Origin of the sequence: Actinokineospora enzanensis DSM 44649 (genome assembly GCF_000374445.1) — a bacterium.
Taxonomy (GTDB): Bacteria; Actinomycetota; Actinomycetes; order Mycobacteriales; family Pseudonocardiaceae; genus Actinokineospora; species Actinokineospora enzanensis.
The window spans coordinates 1-22,015 of the sequence record NZ_KB894437.1; the positions used below are offsets into that span (position 1 = coordinate 1).

Annotated in this window: 25 protein-coding genes; 19 read left to right on the plus strand and 6 right to left on the minus strand. The window is 70.4% G+C overall.

The genetic code is table 11. The annotated features are described in order from the left end of the window. Positions 1–185 precede the first annotated feature (185 nt). Positions 186–845: a TetR/AcrR family transcriptional regulator gene (locus C503_RS0130330; protein ID WP_018685992.1), complete on the minus strand. Its 660-nt coding sequence runs from the start codon at positions 843–845 to the stop codon at positions 186–188. A gap of 65 nt (positions 846–910) precedes the next feature. Here C503_RS0130330 and C503_RS0130335 point away from each other — a divergent pair, with 65 nt between their 5' ends. From C503_RS0130335 to C503_RS0130350, 4 genes are all read left to right on the plus strand, one after another. Next, the gene (locus C503_RS0130335; protein ID WP_018685993.1) at positions 911–1,861 is read left to right on the plus strand and encodes a beta-ketoacyl-ACP synthase III; all 951 of its coding nucleotides are present in this window, start codon (positions 911–913) and stop codon (positions 1,859–1,861) included. Positions 1,862–2,295: 434 nt separating this feature from the next. After that, positions 2,296–2,856: an RNA polymerase sigma factor gene (locus C503_RS0130340; RefSeq protein ID WP_018685994.1), complete on the plus strand. Its 561-nt coding sequence runs from the start codon at positions 2,296–2,298 to the stop codon at positions 2,854–2,856. Then, positions 2,853–3,608 carry a methylated-DNA--[protein]-cysteine S-methyltransferase gene (locus C503_RS0130345; protein WP_018685995.1) on the plus strand — a complete coding sequence of 252 codons (756 nt, stop codon included), beginning with the start codon at positions 2,853–2,855 and terminating at the stop codon, positions 3,606–3,608. The genes C503_RS0130340 and C503_RS0130345 overlap by 4 nt, the downstream gene beginning before the upstream one ends. Next, positions 3,581–4,048, plus strand: a complete 468-nt coding sequence (locus C503_RS0130350) for a hypothetical protein (protein WP_245572623.1) — start codon at positions 3,581–3,583, stop codon at positions 4,046–4,048. Before C503_RS0130345 ends, C503_RS0130350 begins: the two co-directional genes overlap by 28 nt. Here the strand turns inward: C503_RS0130350 and C503_RS0130355 are convergent. Next, entirely contained in the window at positions 4,026–5,060 is a 1,035-nt protein-coding gene (locus C503_RS0130355) for a TRM11 family SAM-dependent methyltransferase (protein WP_018685997.1), read from the minus strand. The two genes, C503_RS0130350 and C503_RS0130355, sit on opposite strands and share 23 nt — an antisense overlap. Positions 5,061–5,170: 110 nt before the next feature. Here C503_RS0130355 and C503_RS0130360 point away from each other — a divergent pair, with 110 nt between their 5' ends. The 3 genes from C503_RS0130360 (at position 5,171) to C503_RS0130370 (ending at position 7,413) form a co-directional block, all read left to right on the plus strand. After that, positions 5,171–5,764, plus strand: a complete 594-nt coding sequence (locus C503_RS0130360) for an ArsR/SmtB family transcription factor (protein WP_018685998.1) — start codon at positions 5,171–5,173, stop codon at positions 5,762–5,764. A gap of 11 nt (positions 5,765–5,775) precedes the next feature. After that, positions 5,776–6,483, plus strand: a complete 708-nt coding sequence (locus tag C503_RS0130365) for an SRPBCC family protein (RefSeq protein WP_018685999.1) — start codon at positions 5,776–5,778, stop codon at positions 6,481–6,483. Positions 6,484–6,981: 498 nt separating this feature from the next. Beyond that, positions 6,982–7,413: a DoxX family protein gene (locus C503_RS0130370; RefSeq protein WP_018686000.1), complete on the plus strand. Its 432-nt coding sequence runs from the start codon at positions 6,982–6,984 to the stop codon at positions 7,411–7,413. 341 nt (positions 7,414–7,754) lie between these two features. On the opposite strand, the gene C503_RS0130375 is transcribed toward C503_RS0130370, so the two are convergent. Beyond that, a complete protein-coding gene (locus C503_RS0130375) occupies positions 7,755–8,105 on the minus strand; it encodes a hypothetical protein (protein ID WP_018686002.1) in 351 nt (116 codons plus the stop codon). A gap of 178 nt (positions 8,106–8,283) precedes the next feature. Here C503_RS0130375 and C503_RS41400 point away from each other — a divergent pair, with 178 nt between their 5' ends. The 10 genes from C503_RS41400 (at position 8,284) to C503_RS41405 (ending at position 17,100) form a co-directional block, all read left to right on the plus strand. Then, positions 8,284–9,144: a helix-turn-helix domain-containing protein gene (locus C503_RS41400; protein ID WP_018686003.1), complete on the plus strand. Its 861-nt coding sequence runs from the start codon at positions 8,284–8,286 to the stop codon at positions 9,142–9,144. Positions 9,145–9,215: 71 nt separating this feature from the next. Then, on the plus strand, positions 9,216–9,698 hold the full coding sequence (locus C503_RS0130385) for a hypothetical protein (protein WP_018686004.1): 483 nt from the start codon (positions 9,216–9,218) through the stop codon (positions 9,696–9,698). A 75-nt stretch (positions 9,699–9,773) separates the two neighbouring features. After that, on the plus strand, positions 9,774–10,271 hold the full coding sequence (locus tag C503_RS0130390) for a hypothetical protein (RefSeq protein ID WP_018686005.1): 498 nt from the start codon (positions 9,774–9,776) through the stop codon (positions 10,269–10,271). After that, positions 10,261–11,019: a hypothetical protein gene (locus C503_RS0130395; protein ID WP_018686006.1), complete on the plus strand. Its 759-nt coding sequence runs from the start codon at positions 10,261–10,263 to the stop codon at positions 11,017–11,019. The genes C503_RS0130390 and C503_RS0130395 overlap by 11 nt, the downstream gene beginning before the upstream one ends. 81 nt (positions 11,020–11,100) lie before the next feature. After that, positions 11,101–12,264: an efflux RND transporter periplasmic adaptor subunit gene (locus C503_RS0130400; protein ID WP_033401212.1), complete on the plus strand. Its 1,164-nt coding sequence runs from the start codon at positions 11,101–11,103 to the stop codon at positions 12,262–12,264. 158 nt (positions 12,265–12,422) lie between these two features. After that, complete coding sequence (locus C503_RS0130405; RefSeq protein ID WP_026316855.1) at positions 12,423–13,142, plus strand: ABC transporter ATP-binding protein; 720 nt, start codon at positions 12,423–12,425, stop codon at positions 13,140–13,142. Then, positions 13,139–14,338 carry an ABC transporter permease gene (locus C503_RS0130410; RefSeq protein ID WP_018686009.1) on the plus strand — a complete coding sequence of 400 codons (1,200 nt, stop codon included), beginning with the start codon at positions 13,139–13,141 and terminating at the stop codon, positions 14,336–14,338. The genes C503_RS0130405 and C503_RS0130410 overlap by 4 nt, the downstream gene beginning before the upstream one ends. A gap of 25 nt (positions 14,339–14,363) precedes the next feature. Next, entirely contained in the window at positions 14,364–14,918 is a 555-nt protein-coding gene (locus C503_RS0130415; RefSeq protein ID WP_018686010.1) for a DUF5666 domain-containing protein, read from the plus strand. After that, entirely contained in the window at positions 14,915–15,601 is a 687-nt protein-coding gene (locus C503_RS0130420; protein WP_026316856.1) for a response regulator transcription factor, read from the plus strand. The genes C503_RS0130415 and C503_RS0130420 overlap by 4 nt, the downstream gene beginning before the upstream one ends. Beyond that, complete coding sequence (locus C503_RS41405; RefSeq protein WP_018686012.1) at positions 15,598–17,100, plus strand: sensor histidine kinase; 1,503 nt, start codon at positions 15,598–15,600, stop codon at positions 17,098–17,100. Before C503_RS0130420 ends, C503_RS41405 begins: the two co-directional genes overlap by 4 nt. On the opposite strand, the gene C503_RS0130430 is transcribed toward C503_RS41405, so the two are convergent. From C503_RS0130430 to modA, 3 genes are all read right to left on the minus strand, one after another. Continuing rightward, complete coding sequence (locus tag C503_RS0130430) at positions 17,066–18,115, minus strand: ABC transporter ATP-binding protein (RefSeq protein ID WP_018686013.1); 1,050 nt, start codon at positions 18,113–18,115, stop codon at positions 17,066–17,068. The genes C503_RS41405 and C503_RS0130430 overlap by 35 nt on opposite strands. Continuing rightward, positions 18,112–18,879, minus strand: a complete 768-nt coding sequence (gene modB / locus C503_RS0130435; protein ID WP_018686014.1) for a molybdate ABC transporter permease subunit — start codon at positions 18,877–18,879, stop codon at positions 18,112–18,114. Before modB ends, C503_RS0130430 begins: the two co-directional genes overlap by 4 nt. Before the next feature lie 311 nt (positions 18,880–19,190). Further along, positions 19,191–19,946, minus strand: coding sequence for a molybdate ABC transporter substrate-binding protein (gene modA / locus C503_RS0130440; RefSeq protein WP_018686015.1), 756 nt, complete (start codon positions 19,944–19,946; stop codon positions 19,191–19,193). 195 nt (positions 19,947–20,141) lie between these two features. Here modA and C503_RS0130445 point away from each other — a divergent pair, with 195 nt between their 5' ends. After that, positions 20,142–20,678: an EF-hand domain-containing protein gene (locus C503_RS0130445; protein WP_018686016.1), complete on the plus strand. Its 537-nt coding sequence runs from the start codon at positions 20,142–20,144 to the stop codon at positions 20,676–20,678. A 74-nt stretch (positions 20,679–20,752) separates the two neighbouring features. Continuing rightward, positions 20,753–21,946: a helix-turn-helix domain-containing protein gene (locus tag C503_RS0130450; RefSeq protein ID WP_018686017.1), complete on the plus strand. Its 1,194-nt coding sequence runs from the start codon at positions 20,753–20,755 to the stop codon at positions 21,944–21,946. Positions 21,947–22,015 lie beyond the last annotated feature (69 nt).

Genomic DNA, 22,015 nt, shown 5'->3' on the forward strand with positions numbered 1-22,015 from the left:
CACTAGTGGTGCGACCCAGAACGTCGACCATGTCTCGACCCGCCCACGACGTGCCTGACGGCACCGCCGAAACGACCAAGTACATCCAGTACGAGGCCGTCCCGGCGGCACCGCCAGCCACGCCGTGGACCCGCCGATACACGGCCGACGTTCTGGGTCGCACCACTAGGCGATCTTGCCCGCTGTCAATATCCCCCGTTCGAAAACTGTGGACGGATCGAGCGGGCTGTGGACAACTCGGCCGAAGGCGCAGGCAACAGCCGTTGGAGAGCGCGGCGGGCGCGGGCAGGGGCAGTCGCATCGTGGTTGAGTTGTAGGAAGTGGTTGAGCGACAGGATCACGCCAGTCAGCTCATAGATCAGCTGCTCGACATCGGTGTCCGCCGAAAGGTCCCCCGAGACCACCGCGTGCCGGATGTGCAGGGTGAGGTTCCGCTGCCACTGCGTCTGCAACGCGGCAACGGCGTCGCGGATCGGTCCGCCCCGGCCGTCGAACTCGGCCGCCACTGACGTGAAGAAGCACCCGCCGGGAAACACCCCGCGTTCCAGGTACGAGACCCACGCCTCACAAGCCGCGCGCAGGTAGGGGAGGCCGCGACCGGTAGCACGAACGCGGGCGGGTACCTCGCGCGTGAACAGCTCCGCCGCCGTATCGATGACCGCGAGTTGCAGGGTCTCCTTCGTGCCGAAGTGACCGAGGATGCCCGCCTTGCTCATCTCCATCTCGGCGGCCAGCCTGCCGATGGTCAACCCCTCCAGTCCGTCCACGGACGCGATCGCCACGCCCCGGTCGAGGATGCGCTGCCGGGTCCGTCTGGTCTCGACCGCCGACTTCCGAGGACTCACGCTCCCAGCTTAGCTTCCGACCGATCGGTTGCTATATTCGCGGTACCCGACCCGAGGAGCACCCGTTGCCTGGATCCCGGATCGCCGCGCTGGGCCACCACCAGCCCGCGAGCGTGCGCACCAACGCCGACCTTGAGGCCATGGTCGACACGAACGACGCCTGGATCCGCCAGCGCACCGGCATTGCCACCCGGCGCATCGCCGGAGCCGACGAATCGGTCACCGACCTGGCGGCCGAGGCCGCCGCGAAAGCGCTTGCCGCGTCCGGCCTGGCGCCCGACGAGATCGGCCTGGTCACCGTCGCCACCTGCTCGGCGATCGACCGCTGCCCGTCGATCGCCGCCCAGGTCGCCGCGCGCCTGGGTATCCCGAACGCCGTCTGCTACGACCTGAACAACGGCTGCGCTGGTTTCTGCACCGCGCTGGCCTGCGCCGACCACTCGATCCAGGCAGGCGCCGCCCGGCACGCCCTGGTCATCGGCGCGGAGAAGATGTCCGACATCACCGACTGGACCGACCGCACCACCTGCGTCCTCCTCGGCGACGGTGCGGGCGCCGCCATCCTGAGCGCCACCGACGACCCCACCACCGCCATCGGCCCGGTCGTCTGGGGCTCCGACCCCACCCGCGCCACCCTCGTCCGTCTCATGGACGCCTGGCAGCCCCGCTTCGCCCAGGAGGGTCAGGCCGTGTTCCGGTGGGCGACCGGCGAACTCCCCGACATCGCCCGCGAGACCTGCCACCGCGCAGGCATCCCCCTCACCGACCTGGCGGGCGTCGTCACCCACCAGGCCAACCTGCGCATCATCGAATCCCTTACCCGACGCCTCGATCTCGCCGAGAACACGGTCATCGCCCGCGACGTCGTCGAGTCCGGCAACACCTCGGCCGCCTCGGTCCCCCTCGCCCTGTCCAAACTGCACGAACGCGGCGACCTCCCCACCGGCCGCCCCGTCCTCCTGTTCGCCTTCGGCGGTGGCCTCTCCTGGGCAGGCCAGATCATCACCTGCCCGTGAAACCCGGAACCAGCCCCACCTCGCCCACCCCGATCAGGTGGCCCCGTCCCCATTTCGCCGCCCCGCGCACAGCAAACGCCCACCCAGGAGGGCGGGCCCACTGGGGAGAACGCTATCCGGTCCAGGCCGCTGTCAATATCGCCCGACCGAGACCTGTGGACGAATCCGGCAACTTGTGGACAACTCGACGAGCCCGCTCGGACCGGCCGACTCCGATCATGGGTTCGCTCGGCCCACACCGGCGACAGGGCAGACCCCGCCCACCCAGGGGCCTCGGAAGCCCCCCACTCATGACGCTACGCGGTCCTGAGAACTGTCAATATCCCCCAGCCGTGACCTGGGGATGAACCAGCGCACCTGTGGACAACCCCCACCCCAAGTACCCTCACCCAGACAACGTGCAACGCCGATGACGACGGCGGTGTTCTCCATACATGTCTGACCTGTCCGATGACGCGGCCCTACTCGCCGCTCTGAGCGATGATCTCGATGCCGGGTTCGCGGCGCTGGTGCGCGCGCACCAGCGGGTCGTGTACTCCGTGGCGCTGCGGGTCGGCGGGGTCGATGCGGAGGATCTCGCCGCCGAGTGTTTTCTGCGGGCCTACCGTGCTCTGCGCCGATACGACCGGTCCCGCATCCTCGCCCTGCGCCCCCGCGCGTGGCTGTTGACGATCCTGCTCAACACCTGGCGCAACACCGTACGCTCGGCCACCCGCCACCCGGCGACGCCCGTGGCGGACGTGCCAGAGGAAGCCGCGGGTGGGGCGAGTGTGGAGGAGCTGGTGACCGCCGAGGAGACCCGGCGGGAGCTCGGTGACGCGCTCGCCGGGCTGCCGGAGAACCAGCGGGTGGCGGTCGTGCTGCGGCACGTCGTCGGGCTGCCGGTGGCGGAGATCTCCGCCGTCATGCGGGTGCCGGAGAGCACCGTGAAGTCCCATGTCCGCCGCGGCCTGGCCCGGCTGCGCGAGACGTACGCGAAGGAGGCGTTGGCATGAGTTTCGACGACCTGGTCGCGGCCGAGCTGGCGGAGCTGTCGGCCGAACCACCGCGCGACCTGACCACCGCGCTGTTCAGCGACTGGACCCGGGTTCCCGGGCCGGTCGGCGAGCTGTTCGTGGCTTTCACCGACGTCGGGGTCAGTTATATCCGCACCGCCGAGTCGGTGTCCGACGATGAGGAGCTGTTCCGAGACCGCTTCTACGAGCTCTTCGAGCGCCCGCTGCGCCGCGCCACACATGCACCGAGCGGATTGCTCCCCGCGCTCCGATCGCCCGAGACGGCATTGCACGTCCCGGTGGATCTGCGGGTGCTCACCGACTTCGAGCGTGATGTGCTCACCGCCACCCGTCGCATCCCGGTCGGTCAGATCCGTCCGTACGCGTGGGTCGCGCGCGAGATCGGCCGTCCACGCGCGGTCAGGGCGGTTGGCACCGCGTTGGGGCACAACCCTGTCCCGGTCTTGATCCCGTGCCACCGGGTCGTGCGCTCGGACGGTCAACTAGGACAGTACGTCTTCGGCGCGCCGCTCAAGGAACGACTGCTGCGCACCGAGGAAACCAACGTGGACGAGGTCCTGAACTGGGCCTCCGCCAACATCCTGTTCATCGCCACCGGGGCGACGGTCTGCTACCCCACCTGCGCCCGGGTCCGCGAGTCCACTCAGGACGACCGACGCGGCTTTCGCACACTGGCGTCGGCGCTCAAGGCGGGCTACCGCCCGTGCGAGCTGTGCGGGCCGGGCACATGACCGACGCCGAACTGGCCACCGTCCTGGCCCTGGCTCGTCGCCGGGGCGGTGGCCTGGCCAACGTCGGCCACGGCCGGGATCCCGCGTCGGTCGCCGCCGCTCGGGCGTTCGTCGCGGCCTGGCCGGGGGAGATCGGAGCAATCGTGTCCTGGCCCGCGACGGCGGCGTCCTGGCTGCGCCCGGCGTGCAGGCTGGCGGCGGGCAACCCGGACGTGTGGGTGCTGGCCGATCAGGCGGGCGCCTGGCAGGGCATGGGAAACCGCCTCACCCGCATGCCCGAATGGCGGCCGAATCGCACCATCGCGTTCTCGGGATTGGCTTGTCCCGCGTTGCCCGACCGGATGGGGGATCTGGACGGCCTCGCGGGCGCCAATCCCGATGGCACCGCTTGGAGCTTCCACGACGGAAAGCTCCGGGTCACGCCGTCTTCCGAGCGATGACGATGTCCCGGACGATCGCCTGGTCCACCCGGTGCGAGAACTCCAGATAGGGGCCGTCATTCAGCGGCGTCAGGTCGGAAGTCGTCAGCGCGTCCACCATCGCCTCGCGCGGCACCACATTCGTGTTCCACGACAAGGCGATCGTCCCACCCGGCCGAAGCAGCCCGCTCCAGCCGCCGATCGCGGCCGTGACCAGGTCGATCGGCCCCCGGTGCAGGCCGCCGGTCGCCCGACTCCCGTGCTGCACGCCATAAGGCGCGTCGGCGACGAGAACGTCGAACGTCCCGGCCCGGTGGAACCTCGGTGATTCGACGGTGTCCGCGTTGACGTAATCGAGGCTCAACGCGTCACCCGCTTTGTAGCCTTCCTTCGTCGTCCCGATGGAAGCCGTGAACCGGCGCGCGATGACCTTGCCGTCGCGGCGGACCCGGTTGACGTCGGCCTGGTGCTTCACCCGTTTCCGCTTGAGCCACGTCTGCAGGAACGTCGAATACGCGTCGAAATCCTTGGTGTCCAGGTCGATTCCGGCCGTGTCCCAGCCGTACAGCAGGGCCTGGTTGAGCGTGGTCCCGCGCCCGCACAACGGATCGAACACGCGCAGCCGCCGGGTCAGCATGTCCGGACCGGCAGCCGACGACACGACCGCCAGGTTCAGCATCAGCTTGGTGAAGTGCTCGTTCGTCTTGCCCACGTACTTCTGGATCGTCACCAGGTCGTCGTCGAACTTGTCCAGCGGCGTGAGCGTGACCGGGGCCAGCAGGTCGCCGCGCAGCTCGAACAGGGCATACGCGGAGGACAGGTTGGCGAGGTAATCCGCGTCGCGGTCGGAGAGATCGGGGCAATCGAACGTCAGGTAGGGCACGCCGCCGATCCGGGTCGGCTCGATGCCGGTGACCCGGCCGCCCAGGACGTGGGTGCCGAAAACGGCGAGCTCGGCCGCCATGAGGGCCACCGACGACTCGGCGTAGACGCGGTTCAGCGCGGGCCGCACGAGCAGCGCGTGGGTGGGCATGTACTCCCGATCTGCCGGATCTCACGTGGTCAGCGGCATGGTACGGCGTCCGCACACCGACAACTCGGTTCATCCTTGACAAGAAAAGTTGTCGGTGTCAGGCTTGCTCCATGTTCGACGTAGCGGTGATCGAGGACCCGGCCGCGGCCGAGGTCACGCTGGACCCCGTGCGGGCGGCCCTGCTGGCCGCGCTCGCGGAGCCCGGCTCGGCCAGCTCGCTGGCCGCCGTGGTCGGCCTGCCCCGGCAGAAGGTCAACTACCACCTGCGCGCCCTGGAGAAGCACGGCCTGGTCGAGCTGGTGGAGGAGCGGAGAAAGGGCAATTGCACCGAGCGAGTGCTCCGCGCCACCGCCGCCTCATACGTGATCTCGCCAGCCGCGCTGTCCGCGGTCGCGCCCGACCCGTCCAAGTCGCCCGACCAGCTTTCCGCGCGGTGGCTGCTCGCGCTCGCCGCCCGCATGGTGCGCGAGCTTGGCAGGCTCATCGAGGGCGCCACCGCAGCCAAGCAGCGGCTGGCCACCTACGCCTGCGACACCGAACTGACCTTCGCCACCGCCGCCGACCGCGCCGCGTTCGCGGGCGAGTTGCAGGACGCGGTCGCCGACCTGGTGCGCAAGTACCACGCGGAGAACGCGCCCGGCGGCCGTAAGCACCGATTGATCGTCGCCTTGCACCCCAGTCTCAAGTCACCCCAGAACCCCTGAGGAGAGCAATCATGTCGAAGCAGTTCGAGGTCCGCCGCGAGGTCGTCCTGGAAGCAACCCCGGAGCAGGTGTTCAACGCCATCGCCGAGAACCACGCGGGCTGGATGTTCCCCACCCCCAACCCGCCCGCCGACGGCACCCCCGACGACCAGGGCAACCGGGTGACCACCTGGGACCCGCCGGCCGCGGTCGCCTACCGCACCGAGGGCCCGGACGGCTGGTTCAACGCGCTGGAGCACATCATCGAGGCCCGCGATGGCGGCACCACCGTCCTGCGCTACGTGCACAGCGGCATCTTCACCGGCGACTGGGACACCCAGTACGACGGCGTCGGCGTGCACACCGACTTCTACCTGCACTCGCTCGGCCAGTACGTGAGGTTCTTCCCCGGCCGGGACGCCACCTACCTCGCCGCCGACGGCCCCGCCGCCTCCACCACGGCTGGCTCGGTCGACGTCCTCCGCACCGCGCTCGGCGTCACCGCCGTCGGCGACCGCGTCCGGCTGGAGGTCCCCGGCCTGGACCCGGTGGACGCCGAGGTCGACTACCTGGACGACCACTTCATCGGCCTGCGCTCCGCCGACGCCCTCTACCGCTTCTACTGCCGCGACCGCTGGGGCGGCCCCGCCTCCGCCGCGCACCACCTGTTCACCGCCCCGGCCGACGCCGCCAAGACCACCGAGGCCTGGCAGCACTGGCTCGACTCCGTCTTCGCCTGATCCTCCGGGCTGGGAGTCCCCACCTCCCAGCCCTTCCGTCCGACACCGACAAGCCGGCAACGGTCACCCTGTCAAGGCCCGCCCGATAGCCGACCTCTCTCTTCCGCGCTGCCAGCCGTACCTTCCCGAAACTCCCGCAGCCGGCCCGCGTCCGCACCGCGTGATCGACCACACCACGCTCACCGACGTCGACATGCCGACGCGACCACGATCGACCCCCGCCGCCCCGCTATGGCCGCCTACCGCCAAGGCCCCCGCCGTCAAGATCGACACTCGCCGCGCCCGCCAAGATCAACCCCAAGATCGACGATCTTGCCCGGCGCAGCCCCCGCCCTTCCCAGGGGCCTTCGTCCCTTTTCGACCCTATCGAGCTTTGACCTGCGTAAACAAGGTCGGCCGCGGGGCCTGTGGACAACTCGGCGGGGTTGTGGACAGCTCGGGCGCGGCGTCCATGCCCGACCCCCTGCTCGGCGAGAACACTCCCGAAAGGACCGATCCATGATCGACCAGGCCACCACCACCACCACCACGACTCCTGTCGACGGCAGGCTGTTCGGCGCCGTCCTGTCCGTCGTCCGAGTCGTCGTCGGCTTCCTGTTCATCTGCCACGGTCTCCAGGCGTTCGGCTCGTTCGGCGGGATCGACACGCACGGCACCGCCGTAGAGGTCGGGTCCTGGCCGGGCTTCTACGCCGGTCTGATCCAGGTGGTCGGCGGCGCCCTGGTCCTGATCGGACTGTTCACCCGGGTCACCGCGCTCGTCTGCTCCGGCTCCATGGCCTACGCCTACTTCACCGTGCACGCGCCGCTCGGCCTGTTCCCGCTGGCGAACATGGGGGAGCAGGCGGCCCTGTTCGCCTGGGTCTTCCTGCTCATCGCCGCCGCGGGTCCGGGCACGTACGCGGTGTCGACGTTGCTGCGCCGCCGCTGAGTCCAGTCCCCGAACGCCGCCGCGACCCGTGCCGGGTCGCGGCGGCGTTCGTTTTCCGGCGGTGGACCTTTCTTGATCACGGCGGTGGTGATTTTCACCGCCGTTGTTTGCCGTGCACCCCCGGTGAGGTCCTAGGACCTTCCGAATGTCGCCCGGGATGACCGCAAATTGATGTCACCCGGGGAGCGGTGTCGGCAAAACCCGCTTATCATCAAGCTAACAAAGCAACACAAGCTATCGCTTCCACCGATCCTTGGAGGTTGTGAACCACAGCAGGAGCCCGTAGCCGAGGAGGATCGCGATGAAAGGTCCTAGGACCATTTGCCAGACTTCGCCGGTGCTCATGGGATCCACAGCGTGGTCGGGCGAATCACCAGGCACGGTGCGCCGGGTTGCCCCGGGGTGGGGAGTTCCAGCAGGTCGGTGACCACCTCGGTGAGGTCGGAGCCGTCCCGCATCCAGACCACGCCGTCGCCGACCAGCCGGTTGGCCAGGACATGCGTGCGGTCGAAGACGAAAACGGCGTCGGTGTGGCTGTCCGTGCTGTATGTTGCGGCGACCGCCACCAGCCGCTCATTCTCGGTCAGCAGGTGGAAGCGCCAGGCGCGGTCGCGCAGTTCGACGAGAATGCGTAGCTCGGGAAAGCGGCGGAGCGCTTCCTCGGCGGAGATGGGCGCGTGTGTACCGGACATGTGAACTCCGCTGGATATGATCTACAATCGGAAACCAGGCGATCCCGAGTCTCGGGCCAAAGGCCGAGTCGGGCGAGTCGTTTGTCATCAGCGGATCCGGCGACTTCAGCATGCCGGGTATCGACGCGGGGATGTTGCCGTCTTGTCAACAAGCGGACTTGTCAGCAGGGGAGAGGACATGCCGAGGACTCCGAAGGCCGTCGCGCTGGGGCGCGTGCTCCGGCAGGCGCGCGAGGCCGGTGGGCTGTCGCTGCGGGACTTCGCGTTCCGCATCGATCGCGACGCACCCACGCTGTCCCGGTGGGAGACCGGTGAACGGACGCCAAGGCCGGAGCACGTGGCCAGGATGCTGGCCGTGCTCGGGCTGGCCGGGGCGCGGTTCGAGCAGATCATGACGCTGGCCTACGACGTCGACGAGCCGCAGTGGATCGCCACCACCCCGGCCGAGCGGCGCCAGCAGGACGAGGCGTACCTGGAGTACGAACGCCTCGCCTCGCGGGTCGTGCAGGTGGCGCCATTGGTGCTGCCGAGTCTGTTGCAGCTGCCGGACGTGACCGCGGCCGTGGTCCGGTCCAGCGGCGCGACCACCGACGAGGTCGACGAACGGGTGCGGATCCGGTTGGAGCGCCAACGGATCCTCGGCGGGCAACGCCCGACCCGGTTCACCGCCCTGATCGGGATGGCCGCGCTCTACCAGAACGTGGGCGGCGTGGAGACCTCCATCGCCCAGATGGACCACCTGGTGGCCATGGCCCGCCGCCCGCACATCGAGCTGCGCGTCACCCCGTTCGGCCTTGGCTGGCACCCGGGGCTGGACGGCTCGTTCGCGGTGCTGGAGTCCGAGCGGCTCAACCCGGTCGTGTTCGTGGCGACCCGGCTGTCGACGCTCTGGCTGCACCGGCCCGACGACGTCCGGGTGTACGAGCGGGACGTGGAGACGATCCGCACCCGCTCGCTGAGCCCGGACGAGTCCATCCGGCTCATCACCGAGCGGGCCGTCCGGCTGCGCACGCACGGCGCCGAGCCCACACCGTCCTGACTGGCCTGAGCGGCGCGGCTCGATCCGGGAAGTAGACCGACTTCCCGGATCGAGACCGCTAGCGTGGCCGCGTGAGCGAACCGTGGGGTGATCCCGTCACGCTGGCGGCGGTGAGCGGGACCGAGGTCCACGCGTGGCCGACCGACCCCGACGCGGGATGGTCCCCACTCGCGGTCTGGCGCGGTGAAGACCTGGCCGCGGTAGTGCTCGCGCGCCTGCGCAGGGACGGCGGTATCGCGTGCGATCTCGCGTGCTTCCACCGGGAAGACGGCCGGTGGTGGCCCGCGGCCGCGGTCGGCGGCACGGTCATCGATCCGGCCGGGCCCGGCCATGGCGGCCCGGTGTCGTGGTTCTTCCACCAGACGGTCACGGTCGGGGAGGAGGAGACCGAGGTGCACGCCAGGCTCGGCATCGCCGCGCCCGGGGTGGCCGAGGTGGTGTCCGACGACGGCGAGGTCTTCCCGGTCCGGCCACACACCCGGCTGCTGTTGGTGACCGGGCGTCGACCGCTGGTGGCCCGCGACGGTGCGGGACAAGGTCTCGGTCCGGTCTGAACGGTCGATCATGCGCGGTGCCGCGCGCTAGACTCGGCAATGGGTCGGGGCCTTGGGCGTACTGGTGGGGCGGTCATGGTTGTGCTCGGCAGGCAGTGGCCGCTCACCCTGGGTTGGTGCGGCCTGTTCCTCCTCGGTCTCCTGATCACGTGGGGGTACCTGGGGGAGATCCACTTCGCCGACGGCGCCGTGGTCGTCCTCGCGCTGGGCCTGGTGGTCGGCGGGATCGCGGCGATGGCCGTGGCGGGGGTCGCGCTGCTCGACCTCGCCCCGATCCGCGTGCGCGACGGGCGACTGGAGTTCCGCGTCCTGGGCAGGCGGTGGCGGCTGCGCCCGGACGAGGTGGCCGAGTGGCGGTGGGTCGTGCCGCCCGGCACCGAGAACCGGCGTTTCCCCGTCGGCTGGCGGGCGCCGTCGCTGCGGCTGACCGACGGGCGGGTGCTCGTCCTGCGGCACCGCGTCAGCAGCCCGATCCGCACACCGCTGCACCGGGCGTTGACCGAACTGCTCGGCGAGCGCGACCGGCACACGGCACGGTTCGCCAAGCCGCGAGGTGTCCGCGATGGACGCTGAGGTGCCCGGCACGATCACCGGGTTCGGCCCGGCGATCACCCGATTACGTCCGGAACTGGCCGACATGTGCGTCACCGGCTACTGGAACGAGGGCTCCTGGTGGGTCTTCTTCGACTCCGGCGAGACCTTCTACGACGCCATCGCCGCGGGCGACCTGGAGGAGTTCGCGTTCGAGGACCGGGCGGGCTACTACGAGCGCTGGGTGCCGCGCGCCGCCGTGCCGCACGCGGTGGTGCGGCTGTTCGACGCGCCGGACGGCGTGCCGCACACCAACGGATCACCCGACGACGTCCTGGCGATCGTGGCCGACGCGCTCGGCCGGGCGGCGGAACCGGTGTCCCGCACGGACATCCGCGACGGCGACGACCTGGTGGTGCGCCTGGAGACCGCGGACATGCTGGAGCTGCGCGTGGGCGCCGAGTCCGTGCACATGCGGCTCAACCGCGCGCGCCCGTTGGAATACCTGTACCAGGACGACCGCGGGCTGGTGGACCTCGCGCGGTGCGTGCAGGCGATCTGTTCCGGCGACCAGGTTCCGCGCGTGGGACCGGTGCGGGAGTTCCTGAGCGCGTTGGTGACCCTGGCGTTGTTGTTCGTCTTACCGGTGATTCCCACTTTTCTGGTCACGGTGTTCTTCGAGCCCCTGCTGTCCGCGGCGATGATCGCGCTGGCGGCGGGGGCGGTGTTCGTCGCGGGCCTGATGGTGGTGGGCCTGGTGAGCGGTCGGCGCAGCGGCCGCTTCGGCTGAGCCGCCCGGGCTGAACCTTTCACAGGAGATTGCCGGCTTTCTCGTAGGTGCGCCACAGGGTCCGGGTCGAGCATTGCCGTCATGAGACGTGGGTGGGTCGTGAACGGGCTCCTGGCGGTCGTGCTCGCCGGGGTGTTGGTCGGCGGGTATTTCCTGCTCTTCGGCAGCGGCAGTGAACCCGCCGCCGCCGCGGCGCAGCGCACCGCCGCGGCCACCACGCGCGATGTCGAGGAGACCGTCACGGCCTCCGGCACCGTGCAGAGCTCCTACTCCGGCGCGGCCTCGTTCGGCACCTCCGGCACGGTGGCCACGGTGCCGGTCAAGGTCGGCGACGTGGTCACCAAGGGCCAGACGCTGGGCACCCTGGACACCGCGCAGGCCAAGCTGCAGCTGACCATCGCGCAGAACAACCTCAACCAGGCGGTCACCACGCTCGACGACGCGGAGACCGCGGGCAAGGACACCGCGCAGCCGCAGAACCAGGTCGACCAGGCCGTCCTGGCCCGCGACCAGGCCAAGGCGACACTCGCCGCGATGACGCTCACCGCGCCCGGCGACGGCACCATCACCGCCGTCAACGTGACCGTCGGCGCCAAGGCGGGCTCGTCCGGCGGCGGCTCCAGCAGCTCCAGCTCCGGCACCTCGACCACCAGCACCCCGTCCGGCGACTTCGTCATCACCGACCTGAAGAACCTGACCCTGCACGCCGAGGTCGCCGAGAGCGATGTCAGCAAGCTCAAGGCCGGGCAGACCGCGACCGTCACGATCAACGCGATGCCCACCCAGCCCGTGCAGGCCACCGTCGCCGCGATCGACCTGCTGCCGACCACGTCCAACAACGTCGTGCAGTACGGCACCACGCTCACCCTCGCCAACCCGCCCGCCAACCTGAAACCCGGTCAGTCGGCCAGCGTGTCGATCACCGTGGCCAGCGCCCAGGGTGCGCTGTCGGTGCCGTCCGCGGCGGTGCAGACCGTGGGCACCGCCAGCACGGTGACGGTGGTGGTCAACGGGCAGGAGACCCGGCGCACGGTCGAGCTGGGCGTGCGCGGCGACCAGTACGTCCAGGTCACCTCCGGGCTGTCCGAGAACGACCAGGTGCTGCTGCCGCAGGTGGCCACCAGCGCGGGCACCGGGAACAACAACCGCAACGGCACGGGCGGGTTCGGCGGCGCCGGGTTCGGTGGCGGCGGGACCGGCGGCGCCGGGCGAGGTGGCGCGGGCGGAACCGGGCCGGGCCGATGACCGCCCGATCAGGCAGCACCCGGGGCGGCAACACCCGGTCAGGCAACACCCGAGGTGGCGACACCCGGCCCGTCGACACTCGCGCCGTCAACGCCCTGGCGGGAAACTCTCTGGCGGGCAGTGCCCCGACAGGCAGTGCCTCGACAGGCAGTGCCTCGATAGGCAGTGCCCCGGGTGGCGGTGCGCCGGTCATCGAGGTCCGGGAGCTGCGCAAGACCTACGGCTCCGGCGACACCGCGGTGCACGCGCTGCGCGGGCTCGATCTGGTCGTCGAGCGCGGCGAGTACCTGGCGATCATGGGCGCGTCCGGCTCCGGCAAGTCGACCCTGCTCAACGTGCTGGGCTGCCTGGACATCCCGACCTCCGGCCGGTACCTGATCGACGGCATCGACACCTCGGAGTTCGGCGAGGCCCAGCTGGGCCTGCTGCGCAACCGCAAGATCGGGTTCGTGTTCCAGTCGTTCAACCTGATCCCGCGCACCACCGCGCTGGCCAATGTGGAGCTCCCGCTGGTCTACGCCGGGGTCCGGCGGGCCGAGCGGCGGGCCCGGTCGATGGCCGCGCTGCGCATGGTCGGCCTGGAAGACCGCGCAGGCCACCGGCCCAACGAGCTGTCCGGCGGCCAGCAGCAGCGCGTCGCGATCGCCCGCGCGCTGGTCACCGGGCCCGCGATCGTGCTGGCCGACGAGCCAACCGGCAACCTCGACACGCACAGCAGCCAGGAGGTCATGGGCATTCTCGACCGCCTGCACGCCAGCGGCCGCACCGTCGTGCTGATCACCCACGAGGACGATGTCGCCGCGCACGCCCGCCGGGTGATCCGGGTGGTCGACGGGCAGATCGTCGAGTCCCGCACCGCCTGGGGAGTACCGGCATGAGGTTCACCGAGATCCTGGCCTTCGCCGTGCGCGGGGTCACCGCCAACAAGCTGCGCTCCGCGCTCACCACGCTCGGCATCATGATCGGCGTCGCGTCGGTCATCCTGCTGATCGCGGTCGGCAACGGCGCCTCCCAGTCGGTGCAGCAGAGCATCGCCGGGCTGGGCACCAACATCCTCACCGTCTCCCCGCAGCGCGCCCAGGCGGGCAGCACGACCAAGCCGCTCACCGTCGCCGACGCCACCGCGCTGGCCGACCCGGTCGAGGCGCCCGCGGTGAAGTCCGCGTCCCCGGTCGTGTCCGCCTCCGCCACCGCCAGCCACGCCGCCACCAGCTACAGCGTCCAGCAGTTCATCGGCACCGACCCCGCCTACTTCGGCACCACCAACAGCGAGGTCGCCCAGGGCGCGCTGTTCTCCACCGACGACGTCAGACAGGGCCGCAAGGTCGTGGTCATCGGCGCCACCGTGGCCACCCAGCTGTTCCCGAGCAGCCAACCGGTCGGACAGTCCATCCTGGTCAACAACATCCCGTTCACCGTCGTGGGCGTGTTGGCCACCAAGGGATCCAGTGGCCTGCAGGACGCCGACGACATCGCCGTCGCCCCGCTGAGCACCGTGCAGAACGCGCTCGCGGGCTACGGCAGCCTCTCCCAGATCGTCGTCCAGGCCACCAGCGCCGACAAGCTGGCCGACGCCCAAGCCCAGGTCACCACTATCCTGGACGGCAGGCACAAGATCGGCTATGGGCAGACTGCCGACTACCGCGTGCTCAGCCAGGAACAGCTGCTCAGCGCCCGCACCGCCACCACCGACACGTTCACCGTGCTGCTCGCCTCGGTCGCGGCCATCTCGCTGCTGGTCGGCGGCATCGGCGTCACCAACATCATGCTGGTCACCGTCACCGAGCGGATCCGCGAGATCGGCATCCGCAAGGCCGTCGGCGCCCGCCGCGGCTCCATCCTCGGCCAGTTCCTGCTGGAAGCCACCATGCTCAGCCTGTTCGGCGGCGCGCTCGGCGTGGCCGCCGGGTTCATCGGCTCCGGGTTCACCATCGCGGGCATCACCCCGGTGGTCGTGCCGTCCTCGGTGCTGCTCGCGTTCGCGGTCTCCGCGCTGATCGGCCTGTTCTTCGGCAGCTACCCGGCCAGCCGGGCGGCCCGCCTGCGTCCCATCGAAGCCCTCCGGCACGAATGAGCCGGCACGACCAAGGAGCCCTCCCGTGACCACACCCCAGCCCGACCCCGAGCAGCTGCTCGCCCAGCCGGTCGGCGGCGGCGATCTCGACAAGCAGCTGCACAACGCGGGCAAGGGCGTCAGCAAGACCACGATCGTGCTCGGCGTGGTCGTGCTGGTGCTGCTCGCCTTCGGCGGCGGCGCGCTCACCTACAAGGCGTTCGGCTCCAGCTCGTCCACCCCGGCGGGCCAGGGAGCCCGCGCGGGCGGCTACGGCGGGTTCGGCGGCGGTTACGGCCGGGGAACGGGCCAGGGCGGGCAGCCGGGACAGGGCGGTCAGGGCGGCGCGGGTGCCCCGGGTGGCGCGCGGGGCGGCACGGCGGGCACCATCGACCACGTGGACGGCACCACGGTCTACGTCAAGACCCAGGACGGTAAGGTGGTCAAGGTGTCCACATCGGACTCCACGGTGGTCGACCTGATGAGCACCGGCAAGCTGAGCGACCTCGCCCCCGGCGACACCGTCGTGGTGCAGGGCCAGCAGGGCAGCGACGGCACGGTCACCGCGCGCACCCTCACCCGCAGGCAGGCCGCGGGGTGAGCGCGCGGGCCTCGCTGCTGGTGGTCGAGGACGACGCGGCCATCCGCGACCTGCTCGCCACCAGCCTGCGTTTCGCGGGCTTCGAGGTGGAGACCGCGGCCACCGGCACCGAGGCCCTGCGCAAGGCCCAGCGGCGACGCCCGGACCTGGTGCTGCTGGACGTGATGCTGCCCGACCGGGACGGCTTCGACGTGCTGCGCTCGCTGCGCGCGGGCGGCGACCTGGTGCCGGTGCTGTTCCTCACCGCCCGGGACGCCAACCACGACAAGGTCACCGGCCTGACCATCGGCGGCGACGACTACGTCACCAAGCCGTTCAGCCTGGAGGAGGTCATCGCCCGGGTCACCGCCGTGCTCCGCCGCACCCGCCCGGCAGGCGACGCCCCGGAACGGCTGCGCGTCGGCGACCTGGAGCTGGAGGTCGACAGCCACGTCGTCCGCAAGGCCGGGCGGGTGGTCGAGCTGTCCCCGACCGAGTTCAAGCTCCTGCACTACCTGCTGCGCAACGCGGGCCGGGTGGTATCCAAGGCACAGATCCTCGACCAGGTCTGGAACTACGACTTCAACGGCGAGGCGGGCGTGGTCGAGTCCTACATCTCGTACCTGCGCCGCAAGGTGGACGACGCCCAGCCGCGGCTCATCCACACGGTGCGCGGCTTCGGCTACGTGCTGCGTGCCCCGTGACCGGGATCCGCCGCGTCCGCGACGCCTTCGGCCGCCTCCCGCTGCGCGTGCACCTGGTGCTCGTCGTGGTGCTGCTGGCCGCCGCGGGCCTGCTCGGCACCTGGGCGATCGGGTCCCAGGTCATGCAGAACTACCTGCTCGGCCAGATCGACACCCGGCTCGACCGGATGAGCGGGCTGGCCGAGCGGATGGCGCTGACCGGCGAGGAGCCGTCCGGCTCGAACCGGCGGTTCGTCTCGGCCCAGCTGGAACTGGTCCTGGTCCGCTACCCGGACGGGCACAGCGTCGACCTCGGCCCCCGCCGCGAGGGCTCGTCCCGGCCCGCCCTCCCCGACTACGGCACCACGACCTCGGGCACCTACCTGACCGTCGACTCGGTCGGCGACAAGGGCCCGCGCTGGCGCGTCCTGGTCCGCCCGGTCCGCGACGCCTCGGCTGGCTCGCTCGGCGAGGTCGTGGTGGCGGCGGGCCAGGCCGACGTCGACGCCGCGGTCGACGACCTCCGCACCACGTTCCTGCTGATCAGCCTGGGTGCCCTGGTACTGCTCGCGGGCACCGGGTACGCCATGGTCCGGGGCAGCATGCGGCCGCTGGAGGAGGTCGAGGCCACCGCCGAGGCCATCGCCGCGGGCGACCTGGGCCGTCGCGTCCCGGTCCGCCGCCCGGGCAGCGAGGTCGGCAGGCTCGCGGTGTCGCTCAACGGCATGCTCGGCCAGATCGAGCAGGCCTTCCACGCCCGCGCCCGCTCCGAGGAGGCCGCCCGCGTCTCCGAGGGCCGGATGCGCCGGTTCGTCGCCGACGCCAGCCACGAGCTGCGCACCCCGCTCACCTCGATCCGCGGCTACGCCGAGCTGTACCGGCAGGGCGCGGTCACCGACGTCGGCGAGGTGATGGGCCGCATCGAGGGCCAGGCCGAACGCATGAGCACCCTGGTCGAGGACCTGCTGCTGCTGGCCAGCCTGGACCGCCAGCGCCCGCTCAACCTGGCCCCGGTCGACCTGGCGGTACTCGCCGTGGACGCGGTCACCGACGCCCGCGTCGTCGCCCCCGACCGCGCCATCGGCCTGCACCTGGACGTCGCCGACGAGGGCGCCCTGGTCCTCGGCGACGAGCTGCGGCTGCGGCAGGTGGTCGCGAACCTGGTCAACAACGCCCTGACCCACACCACCGCCGCGATCGACGTCCGCACCAGGATGTCCGCCCACTTCGCCATCCTGGAGGTCGCCGACCAGGGCCCCGGCCTACCGCCCGACCAGCTCGACCGCGTCTTCGAACGCTTCTACCGCGTCGACCCCTCCCGCAGCCAGGACAGCGGCGGCGCGGGCCTGGGCCTGGCGATCGTGGCCGCGCTGGTCGCCGCGCACCAGGGGCACATCTCGGTCACCTCGCCCCCGGGCCAGGGCACGACCTTCACCGTCACCCTGCCCCGCCTCACCAACGACCCGGCGGGGGCCCGACCCGGCATCACGCCGGATACGTCTGGATCTCCGTGGCCTTGAGCACCGCCCACAACCGCGCCCCGACCTCCAGCCGCAGCTCCGCCACGACCCCAGCCGTCACATCGACCAGCACGGACGGCGCGCCTTCCACCATCACCCGCACCGTGTGCGCGTGCTGTTCCAGTCCCGTGACCACGACCGGCCAGGCGTTCCGTGGACTCCCACCCGGCCGCTCCGCATGCAGACCGATCGACGCGGGCGAGAACGACACATACACCGGCCCCTGCGCGGGCTCCGCGATGATCAGCGCACCCCCGCCGTCGAGCGCCACGGACGTCCCCGATGCCGCGCCACGACAGAGGTTCAACCCCACCAGATCCGCGATATACCGGGTCTTCGGCCGCCGCGCGACCTCGACCGGCGACCCGCTCTGCACCACCCGCCCACCCTCCACGATGACGAGCCGATCCGCCAACACCATGGCATCCAACGGATCGTGCGTCACCACCACGGTCCCCCCGGCGAACTCCCCGAGATGCCGCCCCAACTCCGCCCGCACCCGCACCCGAGTGCCCGCGTCCAGGGCCGCCAACGGCTCGTCCATCAACAACAACTCCGGCCCAGCCACCAAGGCCCGCACCAACGCCACCCGCTGCGCCTGTCCCCCCGACAACCGCCGCGGCCGCTCCTGCGCCTTGTCCCCGAGCCCGACAACCGCCAACCACTCCATCGCCTGTCGCCGCGCCGCGTCCCGCCGCATCCCGCGCGCTCTCAGTCCAAACGCGACATTCTCCAGCACCGACATATGGGCGAACAACAGATAGTCCTGGAACACGACACCAACCGGCCGCCGCTCCACCGGAACGAACGTCCTGGGCGGCTCATCCCAGACGGTGTCGTTGACGCGAATGTGCCCGTCCAGCAACGGAAGCAACCCCGCCAACGCCCGCAACACCGTCGTCTTCCCCGCGCCATTGGGCCCCAGCAGAGCAACGGTCTCACCCGCTTCGACCGTCAGCCGCAAGTCCACGGTGAACTCACCCCGACCGGTGCGGATATCAGCATCCAGACTCATGCGGTGATCCACCGCTCGCGCAGGCCGGCGAGGACCGCGACGGAGACCGCCAGCAGCACCACACTCAGCACGATCGCCGCGTCCGGATCGGACTCCAGCGCGAGGTAGACCGCGAGCGGCGTCGTCGTTGTCTCACCGGGAAAGTTGCCCGCGAACGTGATCGTCGCACCGAACTCGCCGAGCGCGCGCGCCCAGCACAACACCGTGCCCGCCACCAACCCCGGCGCGACCGACGGCAACGTCACCCGCCGGAACACCAGCGACCGCGACGCCCCGAGCGTCGCCGCCGCCTCCTCGAACCGCGGGTCGGCGGCCCGCAGCGCGCCCTCCACCGAGATCACCAGGAACGGCATCGCCACGAACGCCTCCGCCACCACCACACCCGCGGTCGTGAACGGCAACGACACCCCGAACCAGCTGTCCAACAACTGCCCGACCGGGCCCCGCCGCCCGAGCACCAGCAACAACGCCACACCCCCGACCACCGGCGGCAGCACCAACGGCACCGTCACCAACGCCCGCACGAACCGCCGCCCCGGGATGTCCCCCCGCGCCAGCACCCACGCCAACGGCACCCCGAGCAGCACGCAGATGACCGTCGCGAGACTCGCGCACACCACCGACAACCGCAGCGCCTGCCCCACCTCGGCACTGAACAACCGCCCCGCCAGGTCCCCCCACGGCGTGCGCGCGAGCAGCCCGACCAACGGCACCAGCAGGAACGCCAGCCCCACCGCCGCGGGCGCCACCAGCACCCACGGCATCTGCCCCCGTCGCGCCCTCACCACTCACCCGAGCCCAACGCCTGCCCCGCCAACGCCCACGGCATCCCACACCTCCCACGCCCGCCCTCTGCTCGACGAGCCCGCCTCGACCTCCCCGCCCACCACAATTCCCCCGCCGCAACATGCAAGATCGATACCCGCCGCGCACGGCAGCCCCCACCCATCCCGGGGCCTTCGTCCCTTTTTCACCCTATCTTGCCCTGACCTGCGGAAACAAGGCGAGAGGCGAGCCATGTGGATGGTTCGGCGGGTATGTGGACAACGTGGGTGCAATGGGGGACCGGTAGGCGTCAGGGGGCGGCGAAACCGGCGTCGGTGAGGACCTTGCGGCCCTTGTCGGACAGGACGTAGTCGACGAACGCGCGGGCGCCCGCGCTGTTGGGGGCCTTGGCGAGCACGGCGATGGGGTAGTCGTTGATCGCCTGGGCTGACTCGGCGAAGGGAATGCCCTCGACCGCGTCCCCCGCCGACTTGACGTCGGTCTGGTAGACGAGCGCGGCGTCGACCTCGCCAAGCCGGACCTTGGTCAGCGCGGCCTTCACGTCCTGTTCGAGCGTGTCGGGCGCCGCGGTGATGCCGGTCGCGGTGAAGACTTTCTTCGCGGCGGCGCCGCACGGGACCTGCTCCGCGCACAGCGCGATCTTGCGGCCCGCGTCGGCGAAGTCCTTGAGGCCGGTGATGTGGCCGGGGTTGCCCTTGGGGACGGCGATCTCCAGCTGGTTGCGCACGAACGTCACCGGCGCGACCGCGTCGGTGACCTGCTGCATGTTGGCCGGGGCGGCGGAGGCGAACACGTCGGCGGGCGCGCCCTGCTGGATCTGCTGGGCGAGCGCCGAGCTGCCCGCGAAGTTGAAGGTGACCTGGGTGCCGGGGTGCGCGGCCTCGAAGTCCTTGCCGAGTGCGGTGAACGTCTCGGTGAGTGACGCCGCGGCGAACACCGTCACCTTTCCGGTGACCCCGGCGGGGGCACTCCCGCTCGGCTCGGGCGTCGTGCCACAGCCCGCGAGGGCGAGCACGGCCAGGGCGGTGACGGCCAGTCGGCGCATCCGGACCTCCGGTGTCGATGTGGAACCGCGGATTCGGCGTGATCGGGAGTCTAGTCACGCGAATGCGGAGCTGTCCTGCACAGCGTGAGCAACGGATCACCCATTAGTGGATATCCAGCACCGAGGTGGCGCCTGTCGGCCATCCCGGCCAACCGACCAGGCTGGACCTCCACATCGGACCCGGGGAGGCGGCCCATGGCCAGCGGATTCCAGCGCGACAAGGTGGCGGCCGTGTTCGCCGCCATGGACCACGACGGCGACCAGGTCCTCACCGAGTCCGACTTCGCCGCCCTCGCCGACCGCTGGACCCGCGTCCGCGGCTGCGCCCCCGACTCCGCCGACCACCACCGCCTCACCACGGTCATGCTCGGCTGGTGGCACACCCTCCGCACCGCCGCTGCCGCCGACCACGTCACCCTGGACGACGTCCTCACCGTCGTCGACCAGCTCCCCGCCATGCCCTCCGCCGTCGCCGCGACCGCCGAGGCCATGTTCGACGCCGTCGACACCAACGCCGACGGCACCATCTCCGCCGACGAGTACCGCACCATGATCGAGGCCTGGAACGGCCGCCCCGCCGACACCGCCACCACCTTCGCCCGCCTCGACCTCGACTCCGACGGCCACCTCTCCCGCGCCGAGTTCACCACCCTCTGGACCCAGTTCTGGTCCGGCAACGACCCGACCTCCCCCGGCACCTGGATCTTCGGCGACTTCCCCCGCACCGCCTGACCGGTACGCCGGACAACCATCGATGTAGTGATCGGGCAAGATCAACGGGTACCGTGGCGTACGGGAGGTGCCCGGTGGACGAGCAGCAGACTCTTGGCGATCGCATCCGGATGTTCCGCGGGGGTTTGACGCAACAGGCACTGGCGACCGCCGCCGGTGTATCTGTCGAGTTGATTCGCGCACTAGAACAGAATCGCCGTTCGACGACGTCGATCGGTTCCCTGCACAAGATCGCCCGGGCGCTCGATGTCGATGCGACGCAGCTCCTGGCCAGAGGGAAACCACAGCCGGGTGATAGCGAGAAAGGCGTCGTGGCCATCCGCCGAGCGTTGACCTCGGTGGAGGATCTGACCGGCACTGGCCAAGCCGAGCCGGTGTCGCTGGCTGAGGCACGGAACCACGTCACGTACACCTGGGGCGCCTACTGGAACGGCAAGTTTCAACTGCTGGGCAGCACACTCCCGGTGGCTATCTCTCAGCTGAAGGCCACCGCGCGAAGTAGCTCTGAAAGTGATCGTCCGGTAGCGCATGAACTTCTGGCCCAACTGCTGTGGGCTACCGGCTGCACTCTTGTGCAGATGGGGCAACCCGATGCCGCGTACTTCGCGATCCGCGAGGCACTGGAGGCGTCACGACAGGCAAGCGACGAGCTCCTGCATGCGACGTTGCTCGGCAGTCTCGGCTGGCAGCTGCTCGCGCAGGGCCGATACGACGAGGCGACCGACGTCGCGATCAAGGCGGCCGAAGCGATCCAGCCATACGGTGAAGTGCCGCCCGAGCACCTGTCGTCCTACGGATCGCTTCTCATCACCGCCGGAACATCCACCGCTCGCGGAGGCGACGGGCAGTCGGCCCTGGATCTGATCAACCACGCCCGAGAGATCTCGGATCGGATCGGATACGACCGTCTCGACTACAACACGGCGTTCGGGCCATCCCAGATCGCCATGCAAACGGTTGATGTTCTTCTGGTCACCGAGAACTACGGCAGGGCACTGAGCGTCGCCCGCGAGATGCCGCCAGGGAGCACCCTCCCATTGGCGGCGCGCGCACGGCACCTCACGGACAAGGCATTCGCCTTCGCTCGGACCGGACAAGATGACAAGGCCGTCAACGCGCTGCTCGCGGTCGAGTCGATGGCTCCCGACTGGATCGAGTACCAGGCAAAGCCGCGCCTGATCGTCAGCGAGCTGCTCCAGCGACAACGACGCAAGCTGTCCGGCGCGCCGATCGGCTCGCTAGCGCGAAAGCTAAAAGTACAGTACTAATCGATCACCCGGTCGGACTACGCGACTACTACGTCACGTACTACCGGCGTCAAAAATGACGGATGTAGC

Excerpts from the sequence above, each read along its gene's own strand:
- C503_RS0130355 (WP_018685997.1), bottom strand. The coding sequence starts at position 5,060 with ATGCCCACCCACGCGCTGCTCGTGCGGCCCGCGCTGAACCGCGTCTAC.
- C503_RS0130375 (WP_018686002.1), bottom strand. The coding sequence starts at position 8,105 with ATGTCCGGTACACACGCGCCCATCTCCGCCGAGGAAGCGCTCCGCCGC.
- C503_RS0130400 (WP_033401212.1), top strand. The coding sequence starts at position 11,101 with ATGAGACGTGGGTGGGTCGTGAACGGGCTCCTGGCGGTCGTGCTCGCC.
- C503_RS0130410 (WP_018686009.1), top strand. The coding sequence starts at position 13,139 with ATGAGGTTCACCGAGATCCTGGCCTTCGCCGTGCGCGGGGTCACCGCC.
- C503_RS0130340 (WP_018685994.1), top strand. The coding sequence starts at position 2,296 with ATGTCTGACCTGTCCGATGACGCGGCCCTACTCGCCGCTCTGAGCGAT.
- C503_RS0130390 (WP_018686005.1), top strand. The coding sequence starts at position 9,774 with ATGGTTGTGCTCGGCAGGCAGTGGCCGCTCACCCTGGGTTGGTGCGGC.
- C503_RS0130445 (WP_018686016.1), top strand. The coding sequence starts at position 20,142 with ATGGCCAGCGGATTCCAGCGCGACAAGGTGGCGGCCGTGTTCGCCGCC.
- modB (WP_018686014.1), bottom strand. The coding sequence starts at position 18,879 with ATGCCGTGGGTGCTGGTGGCGCCCGCGGCGGTGGGGCTGGCGTTCCTG.
- C503_RS0130365 (WP_018685999.1), top strand. The coding sequence starts at position 5,776 with ATGTCGAAGCAGTTCGAGGTCCGCCGCGAGGTCGTCCTGGAAGCAACC.
- C503_RS0130395 (WP_018686006.1), top strand. The coding sequence starts at position 10,261 with ATGGACGCTGAGGTGCCCGGCACGATCACCGGGTTCGGCCCGGCGATC.
- C503_RS41400 (WP_018686003.1), top strand. The coding sequence starts at position 8,284 with ATGCCGAGGACTCCGAAGGCCGTCGCGCTGGGGCGCGTGCTCCGGCAG.
- C503_RS0130430 (WP_018686013.1), bottom strand. The coding sequence starts at position 18,115 with ATGAGTCTGGATGCTGATATCCGCACCGGTCGGGGTGAGTTCACCGTG.
- C503_RS0130370 (WP_018686000.1), top strand. The coding sequence starts at position 6,982 with ATGATCGACCAGGCCACCACCACCACCACCACGACTCCTGTCGACGGC.
- C503_RS0130345 (WP_018685995.1), top strand. The coding sequence starts at position 2,853 with ATGAGTTTCGACGACCTGGTCGCGGCCGAGCTGGCGGAGCTGTCGGCC.
- C503_RS0130360 (WP_018685998.1), top strand. The coding sequence starts at position 5,171 with ATGTTCGACGTAGCGGTGATCGAGGACCCGGCCGCGGCCGAGGTCACG.
- modA (WP_018686015.1), bottom strand. The coding sequence starts at position 19,946 with ATGCGCCGACTGGCCGTCACCGCCCTGGCCGTGCTCGCCCTCGCGGGC.